Origin of the sequence: Peribacillus simplex, assembly GCF_001542915.1 — a bacterium.
GTDB lineage: Bacteria > Bacillota > Bacilli > Bacillales > DSM-1321 > Peribacillus > Peribacillus simplex_B.
In genome coordinates this window covers 214,341-231,872 of the sequence record NZ_LNNH01000028.1, presented here as the reverse complement: position 1 = coordinate 231,872, position 17,532 = coordinate 214,341, and the positions used below count along the sequence as shown (strand labels likewise).

General features: G+C 42.5%; 19 protein-coding genes and 2 riboswitches. Of the genes, 11 read left to right on the top strand and 8 right to left on the bottom strand.

Features of this window, described 5'->3' with window-relative positions; all coding sequences use genetic code 11:
- Positions 1-380, top strand: a 380-nt coding sequence (locus AS888_RS15285; RefSeq protein WP_185113103.1) for a transposase, incomplete at its 5' end; no start/stop codon positions are given.
- A 148-nt stretch (positions 381-528) separates the two neighbouring features.
- On the opposite strand, the gene AS888_RS25145 is transcribed toward AS888_RS15285, so the two are convergent.
- Complete coding sequence (locus AS888_RS25145; protein ID WP_081092470.1) at positions 529-696, bottom strand: YjcZ family sporulation protein; 168 nt, start codon at positions 694-696, stop codon at positions 529-531.
- Positions 697-900: 204 nt separating this feature from the next.
- On the opposite strand from AS888_RS25145, the gene AS888_RS15280 reads away from it, so the two are divergent.
- The 5 genes from AS888_RS15280 (at position 901) to AS888_RS15265 (ending at position 5,284) form a co-directional block, all read left to right on the top strand.
- Positions 901-1,656 carry a metallophosphoesterase family protein gene (locus AS888_RS15280; RefSeq protein WP_260320227.1) on the top strand — a complete coding sequence of 252 codons (756 nt, stop codon included), beginning with the start codon at positions 901-903 and terminating at the stop codon, positions 1,654-1,656.
- A 98-nt stretch (positions 1,657-1,754) separates the two neighbouring features.
- Entirely contained in the window at positions 1,755-1,886 is a 132-nt protein-coding gene (locus AS888_RS26860) for a hypothetical protein (RefSeq protein WP_260320226.1), read from the top strand.
- Positions 1,887-2,022: 136 nt separating this feature from the next.
- Positions 2,023-2,952 (top strand): cation diffusion facilitator family transporter, encoded by a 930-nt coding sequence (locus tag AS888_RS15275; protein ID WP_061142995.1) that lies wholly within the window; start codon positions 2,023-2,025, stop codon positions 2,950-2,952.
- Between the two features lie 222 nt (positions 2,953-3,174).
- Complete coding sequence (locus tag AS888_RS15270) at positions 3,175-3,864, top strand: response regulator transcription factor (protein WP_061142994.1); 690 nt, start codon at positions 3,175-3,177, stop codon at positions 3,862-3,864.
- A gap of 43 nt (positions 3,865-3,907) precedes the next feature.
- Entirely contained in the window at positions 3,908-5,284 is a 1,377-nt protein-coding gene (locus tag AS888_RS15265) for a HAMP domain-containing sensor histidine kinase (RefSeq protein WP_260320225.1), read from the top strand.
- A 50-nt stretch (positions 5,285-5,334) separates the two neighbouring features.
- Here AS888_RS15265 and spx read toward each other — a convergent pair whose 3' ends face one another.
- Positions 5,335-5,730, bottom strand: a complete 396-nt coding sequence (gene spx, locus AS888_RS15260; protein WP_057912582.1) for a transcriptional regulator Spx — start codon at positions 5,728-5,730, stop codon at positions 5,335-5,337.
- 268 nt (positions 5,731-5,998) lie between these two features.
- Between spx and modB the strand changes: the two genes are divergently transcribed.
- From modB to AS888_RS15245, 3 genes are all read left to right on the top strand, one after another.
- Complete coding sequence (gene modB / locus AS888_RS15255) at positions 5,999-6,652, top strand: molybdate ABC transporter permease subunit (RefSeq protein ID WP_061142992.1); 654 nt, start codon at positions 5,999-6,001, stop codon at positions 6,650-6,652.
- A gap of 153 nt (positions 6,653-6,805) precedes the next feature.
- Positions 6,806-7,297 carry a hypothetical protein gene (locus tag AS888_RS15250; RefSeq protein WP_061142991.1) on the top strand — a complete coding sequence of 164 codons (492 nt, stop codon included), beginning with the start codon at positions 6,806-6,808 and terminating at the stop codon, positions 7,295-7,297.
- 198 nt (positions 7,298-7,495) lie between these two features.
- Entirely contained in the window at positions 7,496-7,693 is a 198-nt protein-coding gene (locus AS888_RS15245) for a cold-shock protein (RefSeq protein WP_028393295.1), read from the top strand.
- Here AS888_RS15245 and AS888_RS15240 read toward each other — a convergent pair.
- The 4 genes from AS888_RS15240 to AS888_RS15225 all read right to left on the bottom strand — a co-directional run bounded on the left by AS888_RS15240 (position 7,677) and on the right by AS888_RS15225 (position 11,841).
- On the bottom strand, positions 7,677-7,925 hold the full coding sequence (locus AS888_RS15240; RefSeq protein ID WP_061142990.1) for a hypothetical protein: 249 nt from the start codon (positions 7,923-7,925) through the stop codon (positions 7,677-7,679). The two genes, AS888_RS15245 and AS888_RS15240, sit on opposite strands and share 17 nt — an antisense overlap.
- A gap of 110 nt (positions 7,926-8,035) precedes the next feature.
- The gene (locus AS888_RS15235; protein WP_061143021.1) at positions 8,036-8,455 is read right to left on the bottom strand and encodes a flavodoxin domain-containing protein; all 420 of its coding nucleotides are present in this window, start codon (positions 8,453-8,455) and stop codon (positions 8,036-8,038) included.
- A complete protein-coding gene (locus AS888_RS15230; RefSeq protein WP_061142989.1) occupies positions 8,445-9,497 on the bottom strand; it encodes a ribonucleotide-diphosphate reductase subunit beta in 1,053 nt (350 codons plus the stop codon). The genes AS888_RS15235 and AS888_RS15230 overlap by 11 nt, the downstream gene beginning before the upstream one ends.
- 46 nt (positions 9,498-9,543) lie before the next feature.
- A complete protein-coding gene (locus AS888_RS15225) occupies positions 9,544-11,841 on the bottom strand; it encodes a ribonucleoside-diphosphate reductase subunit alpha (protein ID WP_081092468.1) in 2,298 nt (765 codons plus the stop codon).
- Positions 11,842-11,976: 135 nt separating this feature from the next.
- A riboswitch (cobalamin riboswitch) is annotated at positions 11,977-12,156 on the bottom strand.
- A 294-nt stretch (positions 12,157-12,450) separates the two neighbouring features.
- On the opposite strand from AS888_RS15225, the gene AS888_RS15220 reads away from it, so the two are divergent.
- The gene (locus AS888_RS15220; RefSeq protein ID WP_061142988.1) at positions 12,451-13,380 is read left to right on the top strand and encodes a manganese-dependent inorganic pyrophosphatase; all 930 of its coding nucleotides are present in this window, start codon (positions 12,451-12,453) and stop codon (positions 13,378-13,380) included.
- A gap of 88 nt (positions 13,381-13,468) precedes the next feature.
- Here AS888_RS15220 and AS888_RS25820 read toward each other — a convergent pair whose 3' ends face one another.
- Positions 13,469-13,615, bottom strand: coding sequence for a hypothetical protein (locus AS888_RS25820; RefSeq protein ID WP_155645510.1), 147 nt, complete (start codon positions 13,613-13,615; stop codon positions 13,469-13,471).
- Between the two features lie 87 nt (positions 13,616-13,702).
- The gene (locus AS888_RS15215; RefSeq protein ID WP_061142987.1) at positions 13,703-15,160 is read right to left on the bottom strand and encodes a SulP family inorganic anion transporter; all 1,458 of its coding nucleotides are present in this window, start codon (positions 15,158-15,160) and stop codon (positions 13,703-13,705) included.
- Between the two features lie 684 nt (positions 15,161-15,844).
- A riboswitch (cyclic di-GMP riboswitch) is annotated at positions 15,845-15,935 on the bottom strand.
- A gap of 1,057 nt (positions 15,936-16,992) precedes the next feature.
- On the opposite strand from AS888_RS15215, the gene AS888_RS15205 reads away from it, so the two are divergent.
- The coding region (locus AS888_RS15205; protein WP_185113109.1) for a transposase at positions 16,993-17,532 on the top strand (540 nt) is incomplete at its 3' end.

The following is a 17,532-nucleotide window of genomic DNA, read 5'->3' as shown; positions in this document are numbered from 1 at the left end:
GAGAAACTTTAAAGTACTCAACAACAAATAAAGAGGGCTATCGCGAGTACAAATCGCCCAAACAAATTTGTGCAACATGCTCGTTTTTATCACGGTGTACGGAAAGCAAAGACCATCAAAAAGTAGTGACACGGCATATCTGGCAAGCATATGTGGAAGAAGCAGATCATCTGCGTCATCATCAAGAGGTAAAACCTATATATGCGAAACGCAAAGAAACGATTGAGCGTGTTTTTGCAGATGCAAAAGAAAAGCATGGTATGCGTTGGACTACTTTAAGGGGACTTAAAAAATTGTCGATGCAGGCGATGCTTACTTTCGCTGCCATGAATTTAAAGAAGATGGCCACTTGGACATGGCAAGGTCCTAAAATGGCTTAACATAGTGGCTCGAAGAGCCCAAATCTCGTAACCTTTGGTCAAAATTTCAAAGGAATTTCAAAAGGGTTCGGAATTTTTTAATTCCGAACCCCTTTTGTCTACAAACTGAAGGCGCCATGAACTGGCGCCTTTTTCATTTATGTTTTTATTAGCAGAATCCGCCGTAACCGCCGCCACCATAGCCGCCGCCGCCAAATCCCCAACTGCATCCAATGATGACTAATAAGATGAATAATACGATCAGTAAAGCGAAGCCGTTATCGAAACCGCCGTAGCCGCCACCGCCGCCACAACAATCGTTACCATTTCCACCCATTTAATTTCCTCCTCATACTTTTTATGAATTTCATACCTAGCAAAACATCTTTACCGGGAATACTTCATACTATGTATTCTAGGCCGAAGTGTTTGCTGATTCATGAAAAATGGGCGTTGGTCGATCAGGGGAAATAAGCCCTATTATTTCTATGATCCCGGTATAAATGTTATAATATACCATGCGAATGATGGAGGAAGGGAGATGAAGTTTGTTATGAAGGTTGCCCTTATAACGGATGTTCATGGAAATGCTTCAGCATTAAAAGCCGTACTCAATGAAATCGATCAAATGGATGAAATAGCCCATATCTATTGTTTAGGGGATATGGTCGGGATTGGTCCGGCGACAAATGAAGTTTTGGAACTTTTATTTTCCAGGAAGGATTTATCGATGCTGACCGGAAATCATGATGAAGCCGTATTGGCCATCATAAATGGGGAGCCGCATCCTGAAGGGCACATTCATGTCAGGGAGCATCATGAATGGATAGCGAAAAGAATGCATCCGGAATTCATCACCAAACTTGAAGAGTTGCCCCGCACCATTAAGCATACCATTTACGAACACTCCGTTTACTTCACTCATTACCACATTGAATCGAATAAATTGAATGAGCATATAAGCAAAAACCCATTTAGTAAAATCGTTGAACCGTCATTGGCGAATTTAGAAAGCCTATTTAATGACCACCATCACGAACTAATTGGCTTTGGACATCATCACCCAACCCATCATTTTAAAAACGATCGAACGATATTCCTCAATCCGGGATCTCTTGGCTGTACGGTTGAACCCATAGCCCCTTATGCGATTGTTACAATAGAAGAAACAGGAATTCAGGTGGATCTTGAGAAGGTTTCCTATGATAATTCATCGTTCCTGCTGTCGTATAAAAGCCTGCAAGTACCCGAGCATGATTTCATCATTCGTGCTTTCCATGGCGGGCAGAAGGTTTAATGCGTTTAACCATCATGGGATCCGGGAAATTATCCAGCATAAAGGTACAGGCCTGGGGATACGATAATAGGCAAAACAATCAATGGTGGAGGTAGGTCATGAAAGAAAAAGAACGGGTGAAAAATCCAGAGCAAGAAGAGATGGAGCAGCATAGTCTTGTCTGTAATAATGAATTATTCAATAAAAATCTGTATGCCATTGTCGATGATGCGATGCAAGAAGAAAGGTAAGGGGGAAAAGCGCTGCAGGAAATGTCTGTAGCGTTTATTTTTAGTTTGTGAATGATTGAAGGAAAAGGAATCATTTGAAACCATTCTGAATTTATCCCATACTATATAATAATTTAAATCCGGGAGGAGGGATGGGATGGGACATCATCATGGGCACGCTCATGATCATGGGCATGGTCACCACCACCATCATTCAAATAATAAAAAAGTGTTGTTGGCATCTTTCATATTGATCTCCACATTTATGGTTGTCGAGGTTATAGGAGGATTCTTGACAAATAGTCTGGCGTTATTGTCGGATGCAGGGCACATGCTTAGCGATGCGGCAGCTTTAGGGCTTAGTTATACAGCGATAAGGCTGGGGGAGAGGAAGGCGACATCCTCCAAATCATATGGATATAAACGATTTGAAATCATCGCGGCTTGCTTGAATGGATTGACCCTGATCGTGATATCCATCTTCATTTTTGTGGAGGCAATCAAGAGGTTCGTGAATCCTCCCGAGGTGCAAAGCCTGGGAATGCTGATGATTTCAATCATTGGTTTACTGGTTAACGTCATTGCCGCATGGATTTTGATGAGCGGGGATAAGGAAGAGAATTTGAATGTACGGAGTGCCTTTTTACATGTGATCGGTGATATGCTTGGTTCTGTCGGTGCCATTGCTGCTGCACTCTTGATCTATTTCTTCGATTGGGGAATAGCAGATCCGATTGCAAGCGTCATAGTTGCGTTCCTAATTATCATAAGCGGTTATAGGGTAGTAAGGGATTCCTTCCATATCTTGATGGAGGGTACACCTGATCAAGTTGATGTGGAGGATGTAAAAACATCCTTGCTTGAATTGGGCAGTGTATCAAATGTCCATGATCTGCATATTTGGACGATTACCTCGGGTTTTTTGACCATGAGCTGCCATGTTGTCATCGATGGGAGCGGCAATCATGATGCAGTTTTAGCTGAAGCGCAAAAATTGCTTCACGATCAGTTTGGAATTGAACATAGCACGATTCAAGTGGAAAGGCAGGATGCGGGCTGTCCGAATCCACACGAGACATGCAATTAAAAAGGTGACTGGCTCTAACCTGAGCCAGTCTCTTAAAGGTGTCCATTACATAATGGGACAAGGAGCTATATTGGAAATTATAAAGTGAAACGCCTGATGATTTTGCCGCGAACATACTCCTGACACATTTAAAGGGTAGGATGGAGGGAAAAGCCCTGATGGTTGCAATCGTTACCATAGATGTATCGAATTACTATAATGACAGGAAGGAGGAATCCATAAATGAAGAAGATCTTAATAATAGAAGATGAAATTTCCATTTCAATGGTGTTGAAAGCATATTTAGAGCGTGAAGGTTTTGAAGTCATCCAAGTGTACGACGGGCTGAAGGCGATTCCGGTTTTTGAGGAGACGGACCCAGATCTCGTTCTGTTGGATGTCATGCTGCCGGGAAAGGAGGGCTGGGATATATTGAAGGATATCCGTGAGGACGATGCATGCCCGGTTATCATGCTGACGGCACTGAACGATGTCGATTACCGATTATCCGGCTTTAAATCAGGTGCGGATGATTACATCTCCAAACCCTTTGTAGCGGAGGAAGTCGTTGCCCGGGTGCATGCCGTTTTAAGAAGATCAAGCATCCCGGCCGGGGATGCAGGTCATGTACATGAGTTCGGGAGCTTAATCATCGATGATCAGTCTTATTCGGTACAATTGAATCGGGAGGAGATAAGCTTGACGCCGCGCGATTTGTCGCTGCTCATTTTTTTCGCGAAGCATCCCAATCAAATCTTCACGAGAGAGCAGCTTCTCGATCAAGTGTGGGGCATGGATTATGATGGCAGTGACCGTGCCGTGGATCTCGCAATCAAACGAATTAGAAAGGCCATCGATGCATGGCCTGCAACTGAAGGGGAAATCAAAACATTGCGTGGATTGGGGTATCAATTGAGTGTCTATGAAAATTAAAAAAAGAACTACTTTACAACGCTATTGGACGAAAAGGTACGTAATGACCTTGATTTCAGGCTTAATATTATTGTCTGTCTTTTCATTATGGTGGATGGAAAAAACAGCATTGGAATATAGGCTAAGCCTTCTTAAGTATTTAGCTGATGAAACTTCCGACAGGGCGATAAAGGAAAATGGCCAGATTGTCGTCGGTCCGGTCCTTTCGGAGATTGTCGAGGAAAGGGAGAAAATCCTTCACTTGAACCAGCAGCCCATCATATATATCGTCGATCCTGATGGCAGCATCATTTATACGATGCCTCAATTGTACATTGATCCAGATGAAAATAAACTTCCGGACGTCATCATGAAAAATACGGAACTCATTCAGAAGGTCAAGATTTCCGATAATAAAGTATATGTCGTCAAATCCCCGATTACTTTTGAGGACAAGACGCGAGGCTGGGTGGTCATTGCCCAGGAAGAAGGAGCTTTAAAGGAAATCAACCAAGATCATGGCTTATTGGCGATCATGATTGGAGGCCTGTTGATTTTGGGGACAGGGGTCATTTATTTTCTTTCGCGGCAGATTTCCCGGCCCATCCAAGATGTAGCGAACGCAGCAGTTGAAGTTCGTGAAGGCAACTATGATATTCATTTCAAAGAGGAAGAGGAAATCAAGGAAGAAGAAATTTATGAACTGATAAAATCATTTAAGGAAATGACGAATCGATTGAAGGTCATGGAGAAGTTAAGGGCGGAATTGCTTGCAGGAGTGACCCATGATTTGAAAACTCCGGTCACTTCCATTAGCGGACTGATACAAGCGGTTAAAGATGATGTCGTAACGGGTGATCAGAGTAAGGAGTTCCTGGATATTTCCTTAAAGGAAACCCAAAGGCTTCAAGGCATGATAGAGGATTTGCTTAATTATAATGCCATCTCGGCAGGTGCATTCAAGATTCGTTTGCAAAAAGAAAATATCAATATATTCATTCAGGAGATTGCCTATCGCTGGCAGGTGACGCAGGATGATGAGCAATCGTTCGCGCTCGATGTAAAAGTTCCTGATGACCCCCTCTACGGTCAAATAGATTCTTTGCGAATGCAGCAAATCGTCATTAACCTTTTGAATAATGCCAGGCATGCACTTGATGGCAACGGGAAAATCACGATAGACCTTTATGAAAAAGATGATGGCCAAATCTGCATTGAGGTACAGGACAGCGGCCGAGGTATCCCTGAACATGAACAGCAGTATGTGTTCGAACCATTTTACCGAGGTGAAAACAAAAAACTGAAGGTGCGTGGTTTAGGCTTGGGATTGCCATTCAGTAAGATGCTCGCCAAAGCACAAAAAGGTGATCTTATACTGAAGGATAGCAATCAGCAAGGGACTACCTTTATGATCATCCTTGAGAAAACGGATCAAGTTTAACAAAAGGGTTGTCCAAATTACTGGACAACCCTCTTATTTAACAATGGATATTAAGCCAATTGGCTGATTGCCCGCCATAATTGTACATGACGGACCTTCCTTGGAAGGAAGCGGCCCATTTCTTCTTCGTTATACCCAGCGTGCAGGTTCTTATGGTCGAATATGATCGGGCGGCGAAGTAAATCCGGGTTATCTTGAATAAGCTTGCAAAGATCATTAAGTGGTGTATTATTTATATCGATATTCAGGCTTTTGAATTTTTTGGAGCGAGTCGATATGATTTCATCTGTACCGCCCTCCGTCTTACGTAATATCTCTTTTATTTCTTCTATAGATAGAGGTTGAGAATATAGGTTGCGTTCATTGTAGGAAATTTCGTTCTTCTTAAGCCAAGCTTTTGCTTTACGACAGGCTAGACTGCTTGGAGTAGTATAAATTGTTACCATTTAAAATCGACTCCTTCAAGTTTTCAAAGTTTTAAAGTTTCAAAGTTTATTGGTATGAAAAATATTTTTCTATTTGTGATACCCTTACTTTAACCGTCCTATGTGTCAGCAAGATGTCAAGAAAAATAAACTTAAAAGTTATTTCAAAAAGAAAGGGAGAAATTGAAATGAAAGCAGCCTTTGCAGATAAAGGTCCTTCGATGTCGACCATGACGTACAAGGACTTACATAAGCTGATGATCATTGATACCAAAGAAGGGATAGCGGCATGACAGAGGGCTTTTGGTCTCCTGTTCAGCTATCGATACAGGTGGCTGGGCTAGCAGGCATCATTGTTTTCATTGTTGGAATCATCCTAGCGCGAATCATGGCCAGAAAGAAATTCAGGGGAAAGGTCCTGTTGGAAACCTTATTTTTATTGCCGCTTGTCCTGCCGCCCTCTGTCGTTGGCTTTTTATTGATTGTGGTTTTTGGCAAAAATGGACTCCCGGGTAAAATCATTGAAACCATCTTTAATCAGCCCTTAATGTTCACGTGGTGTGCGGCAGTGATTGCATCTGCGGTGGTGGCTTTTCCACTTATGTACCAATCCGCAAAAACGGGCTTTGAAGATATAGATGAAGAAATTGAACATGCAGCAATGGTTGACGGGGCAGGGCAGCTGAGGTTGTTCCTGTTCGTATCGCTCCCCTTGGCGGCCAAATCCATCGTTACTGGAACGATATTGAGTTTTGCACGTGCATTGGGGGAATTCGGTGCGACATTAATGTTTGCCGGAAATATTCCCGGACAGACACAAACGATACCTACTGCTATATATATTGCCATGGATTCCGGGAATATGACGTTAGCCTGGCTATGGGTTGCCATCATCATTGCCATTTCTTTCATGATGCTTTTTGCCGTTACGTATATTAAATGAGACGGATTTTTTGCCTGCTTAAACGGAAGGCTTGAAAGAGGCGTACCCGGAATCAAAGTTTCCGCTTAGGCCTGCCTGGAGGGAGATTATTGTTTCTTATCAGTCTGTGTTATAATCGACAAACAAGATGAACTAATGAAATGAGGAAGAAATTTGTTAACATTTGAAGAAAAATTAAGCATTATCGAGACTTTCCCGGAGTTACAGCGAAAAGACGTTTCATTGGGGCGTGTGAACTTCCATTATCCAGAAAGCGTCCAGGAGAAAAAGATAGTCGTTCAGCACTTGCATCCCAATGGCAATGGTTTCGTTTATGCAGGACATATGAGAAAAAAAGACACGGACCGTAAAGGGTTCATCAATATACGTGACTATGAGGAAGCGGAATTAAAGGAATTGATCCGGAAAAGCATGGACTATCTATCTGAACCTGCGGTTGAAATCGAAGAGGAGGATAACGAGTTCGCTAGGTTGGAAGGCACATGGATTGGCAGGGAAAAACAAGAGCTTTCGCTAATCAGGGAAGATCAACTCTGGAACGTGTACTCCGGGTCGAATTTGGAGGAGTGTTTCGAGAGCCCGATCGAGGCAGAGCGCTATTTGCTTGACGAAGGCTTTCGTCAAAGCAGGAAGCGGGAAATGTAGAAATTTAGGATAATTTGTCGCTTGAATTACTGTGATAATCTTGTTTTTTTAGGATTTTCCATGATATAATATGGGTAATTATTTTTGTTCGGAATAAGTTTGATAGATGGATTTACCGTTATAGGATTCCTCTTGAAACATTATCCAGAACCAAAAATAGTAATAAAATGGATTTTTCCAAACACAGGAGGAACTATCATGGTACAAGGTAAAGTAAAATGGTTTAACGCAGAAAAAGGTTTCGGTTTCATCGAAGTTGAAGGCCAAGACGATGTATTCGTACATTTCTCAGCTATCCAAGGCGAAGGCTTCAAAACTCTTGAAGAAGGCCAAGAAGTTTCTTTCGAAATCGAGCAAGGCGCTCGTGGACCACAAGCAGCTAACGTTCAAAAATAATTGAACGCCTATAAAAAAAGACTCCGTTCTTATGGAGTCTTTTTATTTTTTCCTTCTTCATGTTCAAACCTTCTTTTTTCCTCGACATTTCCTTTAGAACTTTATCCAGTTTTTCCTCAATCCGTTTTGAACGATTAAAATGCCCGGATAGGTAAAATGCGATGAAAATAACGAATGCGACAAGTACCAGCATAAAAACGATGGGCAGTAACTGAGCAATAGTAGCGGCCATGATTTCTCCTTTTTTCCTTCATTATACATCATCCTTTTCCTTACCGTGGCAGAATTGTGCCAGGCTTAAACAAACGAAAGGGGATATACGGATCGCATATCCCCCTTCGTTCAATTTTGAAATAATGAGGTAAACTTTTGTAATCTGGACAAGTCTGAATCCTGATACATTTGTTCTATCTTCAAGGTGACCAATAACTGACTCTTGGCAAATAACATGTCCCGAAAATGATCGACCGCTCCACAAAAATGATTGTAGTTCGTTTCGCCAGTCCCAAAGACCCCTGTTTTTAGGGAAGCTATCGGAAGTTGCTCCAGTTGTTCATAAAAGGCAGCCGATTTAGCCGGAAGCTCTCCATTGCCCCAAGTATAGGTACCCACGATCAACGCATCGTAATTCGGCAAAGTGCGTAAATCGAATTCACTCATGCGATATAGTTCAGCTTCAGGCAATAGAGAACCGATGGCCTCGGCGAGCGCTTTCGTATTGCCGCCTGCAGAATGATAAACGATGGCAATCCTATAATTCATCGAACCCATTGCTGGCATTCACTTGACTGTATGTTCTTGATTTTTGTTCGAAGAAATCGGTTTTGGTCAGTCCGATCGATTCATCATCGAAGGTTTTGATCCATGGCATCGGGTTTTCGTCATACTCTTTATACAGATTGTCGAGGCCTAACATGCGCAGCCGTTTGTTGGCGATATATTCGATGTACTCATTGAATTCTTCCAAATCGAGGTCGGCTTTCGTTTGAATGTCCTCAAGCATGTATTCGGACCATTCCTTTTCAAGTTCGACGGCTTTTTCGATCGTTGTGTAGATGAATTTCGTGTTTTCTTCATTATTCAATTCAGGATATTCATACATCAGGATTTGAATGAGCATTCCGATGAAATCGAAATGAACCATCTCGTCACGATGGATGTACGAAATCATCGTAGCCGAACCGGTCATGACATTTTGCCGTCCTAAATTGTAATAAAATGCGAAGGCCAAGTAGAAATAAATCCCCTCGAGGTTTGTTGAATGGATCAAAGCCTCGAATAAGTGCTGTGGGCTTGGATCGTCCACGAAGGTTTGATAGGCATCCACAATCGGCTGATTTCGCTTTATCACTTCCGGATGTTCTTTAATGCGGTCGAAAAGCTGTTTTTGCTTGCCTACTGGGATCAAGGAAGCAAGGATATACGAATAAGATTCATTATGGATCGATTCCTGCTGAGCCATATTGGCAAGGATTGCCTTTGCTGCCGGGTCCTTGATGTATCGAAGGATTTCCACCAAGGTAGGTGTTTGCAGGCTATCCATCCCGGCAATCATCGTCAGGATATCAAGGAAGGCATCCTGGATATCTTCATCCAGTTCTCCCCACTGTTTTTTATCCTGAATCATGTTCACGCTAGATGGCTTCCAAAAATTATTGATGAGCTGTGTATAGGTATCATAGAATTTTTCATACTGAATATCGTTCCAAAGGAGAAAGCCTGAAGCTTCTCCTTTGAATACGCCGGTCGCTTTAGTTGGATGCGTAGGTTCGAGCATCCGGATTTTTTTTAGATGATTGGTCATTCGAAAAAACTCCTTTAAGAATGGATTGCTTGGTCATGATCGTTTATTAACTGGAACAGCTTTCACACGCATTATCATATTCGGAAGAAGTCGAACGAACGTAATACGTTGATTTCAAGCCGCTTTCCCAAGCCGTTAAGTGAATATCCAATAAGACTTTCGCTTTGATCGTGTTGTGAACATATAGATTAAAGCTGATTGCCTGGTCAATATGCCTTTGGCGGGCTGCGTTTTGCCTGATGCTTTCCAGTTGATCCAAATTAAAGCGTGTCTTTTTATAATATTCATACGTATTTGGCGTCAAACCAGGTGCCGTTACCTTGAATTTGAAGTTTTTCTTTTCTTCATAAAATTCTATTTCATACAATGGATCGATTCCATCAGTGGAATTGCCGATTTTGGCAGTAGATGAATTAGGGGCAATGGCCATTAAGTAGCCATTACGAGTCCCATGCTCCTGTATGTTCGCTTTTAAATCGAGCCATTTCCGATCCGTATAGTCACGCAGCTCGAAGTATTCCCCTGTGTGCCAATCCGAACCTTCGAAATAAGGGTATGATCCTTTTTCCTTGGCCAACTCGTTGGATGCCTTGATTGTCAGGTAAGCGATTTTTTCGTATAAAGCATCGGCATAGTCTACGGCATCGTCGGATTCCCAATAAATATTTTCTGTGGCAAGTAAATGATGCCAGCCAAACGTTCCTAAACCAATTGCCCGGTACCGTTTATTCGAAATCGAGGCCTGCTTGACCGGAAGATTATTCACATCAATGACATTATCGAGCATCCTGACTTGAATGGGAATCAATCTTTCCAAAACATCGCTGCCCACTGCACGAGGCAAGTTAATGGAAGATAGGTTGCAGACAACGAAATCGCCGCTTTTGCGAACTACAACGACATCGCCATCTTCTGTTTCGTATTCATCCGTGATCGTCGTTGGGCTAAGGTTTTGAGCAATTTCGGTGCAAAGGTTGGAGCAATAAATCATCCCTTTATGCTTATTCGGGTTCTTCCGGTTCACTTCATCGCGGTAGAACATATATGGAACGCCTTCTTCTAATTGAGAAATCATGATGCTTTTCATGATGTCCAACGCGTTGATTTTTTCAAAGCTGTAGCTTGGCAGCGTACCATTCTCTGCGGCTTCGACAGCAAGTGCATAATGGTTCCTGAAGCTACCTTCGCCTTTTTTCTCGTCATATAGATCTTCAAGTGAGAATCCAAGGGTTTGCTTGACGGTATGCGGGTCAAAAAGGTACCATTCTTTCCTGTCGCGTACAGCCTCCATGAACAAGTCGGGAATGCATACACCCGTGAAAATATCATGTGCCTTTAATCTGTCATCCCCGTTCTGTGTCTTCAAATCGAGGAAGCTCATGATATCTTTATGCCAAGCATCCAAGTATATCGCTATCGCGCCTTTGCGTTGACCTAATTGATCGACACTGACGGCTGTCTGGTTAAATAGCCGGATCCAAGGAGTCGTACCCGAACTATTGCCGGAGAAACCACGGATATCGGAACCAAGTGAGCGAATCTTCCCGACATACAGGCCGACACCGCCGCCGAATTTAGACACCTTGGCAGCATCGTAGTTAGCTAGATAGATGCCGTCGATGGAATCTTCAATGGCGTCGATAAAGCAGGAGCTTAATTGTCCATGCGCTTTACCTGCGTTCGAAAGTGTAGGGGTGGCAACGGTCATATAAAGATTGGACATGGCCCAGTAGGCTTCTTTTATAAGTTGCAGGCGGTGCTCCGTTTTTTCCAAACGCATGATTTCCATCGCGATGATCATGAAGCGTTCTTGGGGGAGTTCGTACACTTTGTCTTTTTTGGGACGGGCAAGGTAGCGATCGTTTAGTAGGTAGATGCCTATGTAGGAAAATAGTTTATCCTTTTCAGGGTCGATCACTGAACCAAGTTCTTCGATTTCGGCTTTAGTATAAGATGATAGCAGCTCGGATTTATAAACTGGATAGCGTTGGCCGTCTTGCAGCTGCGACAGGTCCTGGATAAGGTCATAGAATGGACCATAACTCACACCTTGATAACCTCGATTGGCCTGTGCATCCCTGTACATCGTATTCAATAGCTCTTTAGCTGCAACGAATGTCCAATCCGGGGCATCGATATCCACGCTCTCAAGAGCAAGCTGAATCAGTTTCTTTGAAGCCTGTTCATCGGTTGAATCACTTTTGCGATCAAGCCATTTTGTAAAACGCTTTTTGAATTTCTCCATATCGAGACGGCCTTCAAATTCCTTCGACAGCATCTCAAGCTGAAGGGAATTCGTTTCAGTATCATTTTCGCTTATGGTAGAGTTATATGTTTGAGTCATTAAGAATCCTCCTTGTAAACTTCCGGTAATAAAAAAACCGCCCAACGAGTTGAGCGGATCAAACGACAGCATAAAGAGCCATGAATAAAATAGCCGTTATACGATCGTTTCATCATCTCAATCCCCGAAGAATAAGAACGTGAAAAATTCAAGGCAGGTCTCCTGACTCATGATCATCCTACTTTGAGTCCTTCCCGTATAGTGAGCCATACAGTGGTTCCTCATTTCGTCACATTCACAGTTGCGGGGACAGTTCCGGGTTTGCACCGGATTCCCTTTTCAGCCATCACTGGCACCTTGGATTGTAAAAAATTCTATATATAGTTATCAGTATTGTTTTAATAATCAATATCTAGTATTTCTGCTTATATTATCGTAAGCCATATGCGATGATAATTCAACTAATATATTTGAGAAAAACCAACCCTTATCTATTGACAAAGTGAAGGCAGGGGGAAGGCGAATGAAAGATTTTCTTGGGGAAGTGGCAATTCAAGCACTGAATTTAACGGATTTTGTGTTAAAATGAAGTGTAGCGTAAAGGTGGCATTCCCTTGGTGCGATATGGGGATTCACGGAAAAATATTTATGAAAAAGGGGATTTAAATCTTGGATAAAGTATTAGTTTTTGGACATAAAAACCCGGATACAGACACGATTTGTTCCGCAATCGCTTATGCGGATCTGAAAAAGCAATTAGGTATCAATGCTGAACCAGTTCGTCTGGGTGAAGTGAATGGCGAAACTCAATATGCGCTGGACCAATTCAAATTCGATGCTCCTCGTCTTGTCGAAAAAGTGGCAGGGGAGGCGGAGGCCGTGATCCTTGTCGATCATAATGAACGCCAGCAAAGTGCTGAGGATATTGACCAAGTCCGTGTGCTGGAGGTTATCGACCATCACCGCATCGCTAACTTTGAAACAAGCGATCCTTTATATTACCGTGCAGAACCGGTAGGCTGTACGGCAACTATTTTAAATAAAATTTATAAAGAAAATGGAATTGAAGTCCCGAAAGCGGTAGCAGGGCTAATGCTATCTGCCATCATTTCCGATTCTTTATTGTTCAAGTCCCCGACCTGCACTGAGCAAGACGTTGCAGCGGCCATGGAGCTGGCTGCCATTGCCGGAGTCAACGCTGAAACTTATGGATTGGAAATGCTGAAGGCAGGAGCTGATTTAAGCGACAAGACGATTGCCCAGCTGATCACTCTTGATGCAAAAGAATTCAGCATGGGAATGGCAAAAGTGGAAATAGCCCAAGTCAATGCTGTAGATCCGAATGAAGTCCTTGCTAAGCAAGCTGAATTGGAAGCGGCGATTGAAGCGGTTATCGGAGTGAAGGAATTGGATTTATTCCTATTCGTCGTTACGGATATCCTGACAAATGATTCTGTAGCCCTAGCTCTTGGAAGAGCAGCGAATGCAGTCGAAAAAGCCTATAACGTTACATTGAACAATAACATCGCCGTTTTGGAAGGCGTAGTCTCGCGCAAAAAACAAATCGTGCCTGTATTAACGGATGTATTCAGTAAATAAGTAAGTGAAAAAGGGTGCAGCAGCACCCTTTTTCCATACCCAAAAAAAGACGGAAACATTACGAATGATCATGTTTCCGTCTTTTTGCTTAATTCAAGGAATCCTTCTCCTTTTCATAGGCGATGACAATCAATTCTTTATTCGCTTCCTCGCCAAGCTTGCTTTCAAAGCTTTTCAACTCATCCAATAAATCTGGTGAAAGATTGGCAGCCGTATAATCCTGCTCGGGTGTCATGCTTTTCGCTCCCTTCCATATCGACATATTTCCTGTTATTTATTCTGTCGGTTTTGAAAAGGTTCTATTCGCCAGCAAGATCGTTCTTCAGGATATTTTACTAATGGATGTGGCAAGTTTATCAAGCAATAAGGAGCTTTCCAGATCGAGGCCCTGTACATGTACGGAAATGCCTTGTTGCTGATATTTATGGACAACCGTATCGACAGCAGCGACCGCAGAAGCATCCCATATTTTTGAATGGGAAAAATCAATGATGATCGCATCTGCATCATCATTAACATCGAATTTTGAAACAAAGTCCTGCACCGAAGCAAAAAAGATTTGTCCTCGAATCTCGTAAATCATTTTTTTATTGATTATGTCTGCCGTTTTTTCAACCGTCACCTTGGATATTTTGGCCGAGAAGAAAATCATGCTCAAGAGCACCCCGGCAAAAACCCCTTTCGACAAATCATGTGTATAAAGGACGATGAGGACCGTTACAATCATCACGGCTGCATCCGTCTTTGGCGCTATCTTGATCCTCTTTAATGAAGACCAGTCAAATGTCCCGATGGAAACCATGATCATGACAGCAACGAGTGCAGCCATGGGGATTTTTATAAGGACGCCATTCAATGCGACAATCAATACCATAAGGAAGGCGCCTGCCACAAATGTGGAAAGCCTGCCTCTCCCTCCGGACTTGATGTTGATTCCGGATTGCCCGATCATCGCACATCCCGCCATCCCGCCAAAACATCCGGCGATGACATTGCCTATGCCCTGACCCTTAGCTTCCAGATTTTTATTGCTTGGCGTGTCTGTCAGCTCATCGACTATTTGGGCCGTCAACAATGATTCGAGAAGTCCTACAAACGCAAGAGCAATGGAATAAGGAAAAATGATGGCCAAAGTCTCGAATGTCAAAGGGACGTCCGGAAGCATGAGTATGGGGAGTGCTTCGGTCAATTGCCCCATATCCCCAACCGTACGTACCGTCGCCCCGGTGGATATGGCGGCGATCGTCATCAATACGATGGCAACGAGGGGGGAAGGGATGGCCTTCGTAAGCAGCGGAAAAAGATAAATGATCGCTAATGATACGGCGGTCATGACATACATGATCCAAGATTCACCTGCGAAATGGGTAAGCTGTGCAGTGAAAATCAATATGGCTAAAGAATTCACAAAACCAGTCATGACTGGTTTGGGGATGAATTTCATTAATTTCCCGATTTTAAAGGCACCGAGTATAATTTGCAGCAAACCAGTCAATATCGTTGCAGCAAGTAAATAGTTTAGGCCATGATCTTTCACAAGGTCGACCATGACGAGTGCCATTGCTCCAGTGGCAGCAGAGATCATTCCCGGCCTTCCGCCGACAAAAGAGATGACGATGGCAATGCAGAATGAGGCGTATAGACCGACCATTGGGTCAACACCAGCAATGATCGAAAACGCAATGGCCTCCGGGATCAATGCCATGGCAACGACAATACCCGAAAGAACATCGCCGCGGACGTTGCCGAACCATTCTTGTTTGTATGCAGATATATTCATGAAATGCTCCTTTTACTTTACAAATGTTTGCTATTTTTTCACGCTCTAAATTATAGCATGAGACCCTCTTTCAATCTAATGGTAATTGATCTGAAAGTCCTGGGGTATCAGGGGGATGACATCATTAATGAGGCGGGGCAAATCACGTTGGAGGTAAAGGATAGGAGTTTACGGAGGAGACAATCCCTCGTTCGTTATTGAAGCGGGTGTATGGATGAAACAAGGGGTGCTTCATGCAGATAAGTGAAAAGCTATCACCTTATAAAAGGTATTAAGATTGATAGAAATAGCTTGTTGGATGGCAAGTAGGTTAGGTTTTACCTAAAAACATTCCCCTCCTGACACCTGACTTGAATCTGGTGCAGCATCAACGTAAGAAAGGAAGGGAACAGTCATGGTATAAGGGATCATTCCTCATGCTTGATGCTGGACTTGCATATTGGGCATGACACTTCCTTATAGTGTTTGAACGTGATTTTTCGAAGGTCGCTTCTGGTCAGTATGGCAAAAACATGATATCTTTTGCCGCATGCACACGTATTTTTGTCTTTAACGATGTGCCGCTCATCCGTATTAGCTGAATAAATGGTTGGAAAAAACATATAAAACCCTCTTTTTTTTAATGTTAGGCAAATTAAAAAAGGGGCAAGAAATAAATAATTAAACAATCTAATCAAGATAAATCTTGGCGGCCCGGCTGCCATGACAACTAAGTCGTTGGTTTAGGCCCGTGGCTTTGCGTCTTTTATTTTCATAAAATTTGCCTATTTAATTATTTTAACATAAAATGACAAGCGATTATGAAAGGATGAGTAAATACTTTGTTCAATGAGACGTCTGCATGCTACTTGAACCTCTCTTTACAAGGAGTGCAGGTAATTTCCTCCATGGGCTTGAAAACAACTCGCTTCAAATCTTTTTTCTCGACTAACCGTCGATAATTATGGATAATGCCACATTCGCAATAACGCTGATTTTTGATGATGTGTACTTTTGAATAAAATGTGAAAGTCGGGTACATGATTAGCTCCTTATAAGTGGGTATAATATACTGGGTATATTATACTACTTTCGAGCGGTTCTTGAGAACTGATTTTATAGGAATATGGTATTTAAACGAAGTAGCATAGTGGATTCTTTGAAGGATTTTCAGCGGTTTTTATCACTGCAATGACTGGACTTCACATTCATTTTACATGTATAAGTTTCTTTTACTTGAAAAATCTTGTCCGTCTCATTGCACTGCACTTTTGCATTGACCTAATATAATTCCCGTAGACCATACAAAAAACTCGCGAGTAAAGCTATCTATGTCGCGAAAAAAGTTCTCCATTTAAGGAGAAAGCTGCTGAAAAAACGAGACGCGCACCCAATTCGAGAGTAAAACAGCAAACCCCCAGAGTAAGGAGCCCAGACTCAAAGAAAACGGCTGTATTTTTGCAAACGAAGGATCCGATAGAAAAGATGTGATACGCGAAGAAAGGTTATATGAACTGTTTTATTGAGGGGAGTGGAAACTAAAGAAGAGGCTGCCTGAAAAATACAGGCAGCCTCTTCTTACAGACTGTAGACAAACTCGATGAAAATCGAGTTTGTCTATTTTTATGGCCTGTACAATTTAGACGTTGATTTCCACTCCAGGCACTCGCTTTCCGCGGGCGGTCGGGGAGCCTCCTCGGCTTTGCCTGCGGGGTCTCCCCTAGACGCGCTTTTCCCGCAGGAGTCTCGTACCTTCCGTTCCAATCAACTTTGTCTTACCATTTAGATAGAACACTTTTGACTGGAGTCATTTTTGTTTTAAAATTGAAGGATTAAAACTTGAGGTGATGAGGATGCTTTCTAAACATGATTCTATTCAGCGAGATCAACTTGAAATGATTACTTTAGATCAACTGGTGCCACCGAACCATTTGGTTCGTAAAATGGAGGCTGCCATTGACTTCACTTTCATTTATGACTTGGTGAAAGATATGTACTCAGAGGTAGGACGCCCAAGTATTGATCCAGTTATTTTAGTTAAACTGACTTTCATTCAATATACCTTCGGTATTCGTTCCATGCGTAAAACGATTGAAGAAGTTGAAACCAATATGGCTTACCGTTGGTTCTTAGGCTATGGTTTCCATGATAAAGTACCTCATTTCTCTACGTTCGGAAAAAATTATGAGCGACGCTTTAAAGATACAGACCTGTTTGAACAGATTTTCTGTCGCATTTTAATGACAGCTGCTAATAAAAAGTTAATAAGTGTAGAACACGTTTTCGTGGATTCCACACATGTGAAAGCCAGTGCGAATAAACGGAAATTTGAAAAGAAAATCGTTCGTAAAGAAACACGAGCATATCAAGGACGTCTTCAAGAAGAAATCAAA

Excerpts from the sequence above, each read along its gene's own strand:
- AS888_RS26860 (WP_260320226.1), top strand. The coding sequence starts at position 1,755 with ATGAAAGAAAAAGAACGGGTGAAAAATCCAGAGCAAGAAGAGATGGAG.
- AS888_RS15270 (WP_061142994.1), top strand. The coding sequence starts at position 3,175 with ATGAAGAAGATCTTAATAATAGAAGATGAAATTTCCATTTCAATGGTG.
- AS888_RS15235 (WP_061143021.1), bottom strand. The coding sequence starts at position 8,455 with ATGAATTATAGGATTGCCATCGTTTATCATTCTGCAGGCGGCAATACG.
- AS888_RS15240 (WP_061142990.1), bottom strand. The coding sequence starts at position 7,925 with ATGGCCGCTACTATTGCTCAGTTACTGCCCATCGTTTTTATGCTGGTA.
- AS888_RS15275 (WP_061142995.1), top strand. The coding sequence starts at position 2,023 with ATGGGACATCATCATGGGCACGCTCATGATCATGGGCATGGTCACCAC.
- AS888_RS15280 (WP_260320227.1), top strand. The coding sequence starts at position 901 with ATGAAGTTTGTTATGAAGGTTGCCCTTATAACGGATGTTCATGGAAAT.
- AS888_RS25145 (WP_081092470.1), bottom strand. The coding sequence starts at position 696 with ATGGGTGGAAATGGTAACGATTGTTGTGGCGGCGGTGGCGGCTACGGC.
- AS888_RS15215 (WP_061142987.1), bottom strand. The coding sequence starts at position 15,160 with ATGAATATATCTGCATACAAACAAGAATGGTTCGGCAACGTCCGCGGC.
- AS888_RS15265 (WP_260320225.1), top strand. The coding sequence starts at position 3,908 with ATGACCTTGATTTCAGGCTTAATATTATTGTCTGTCTTTTCATTATGG.
- spx (WP_057912582.1), bottom strand. The coding sequence starts at position 5,730 with ATGGTAACAATTTATACTACTCCAAGCAGTCTAGCCTGTCGTAAAGCA.
- AS888_RS15245 (WP_028393295.1), top strand. The coding sequence starts at position 7,496 with ATGGTACAAGGTAAAGTAAAATGGTTTAACGCAGAAAAAGGTTTCGGT.
- modB (WP_061142992.1), top strand. The coding sequence starts at position 5,999 with ATGACAGAGGGCTTTTGGTCTCCTGTTCAGCTATCGATACAGGTGGCT.
- AS888_RS25820 (WP_155645510.1), bottom strand. The coding sequence starts at position 13,615 with ATGACACCCGAGCAGGATTATACGGCTGCCAATCTTTCACCAGATTTA.
- AS888_RS15225 (WP_081092468.1), bottom strand. The coding sequence starts at position 11,841 with ATGACTCAAACATATAACTCTACCATAAGCGAAAATGATACTGAAACG.
- AS888_RS15230 (WP_061142989.1), bottom strand. The coding sequence starts at position 9,497 with ATGACCAATCATCTAAAAAAAATCCGGATGCTCGAACCTACGCATCCA.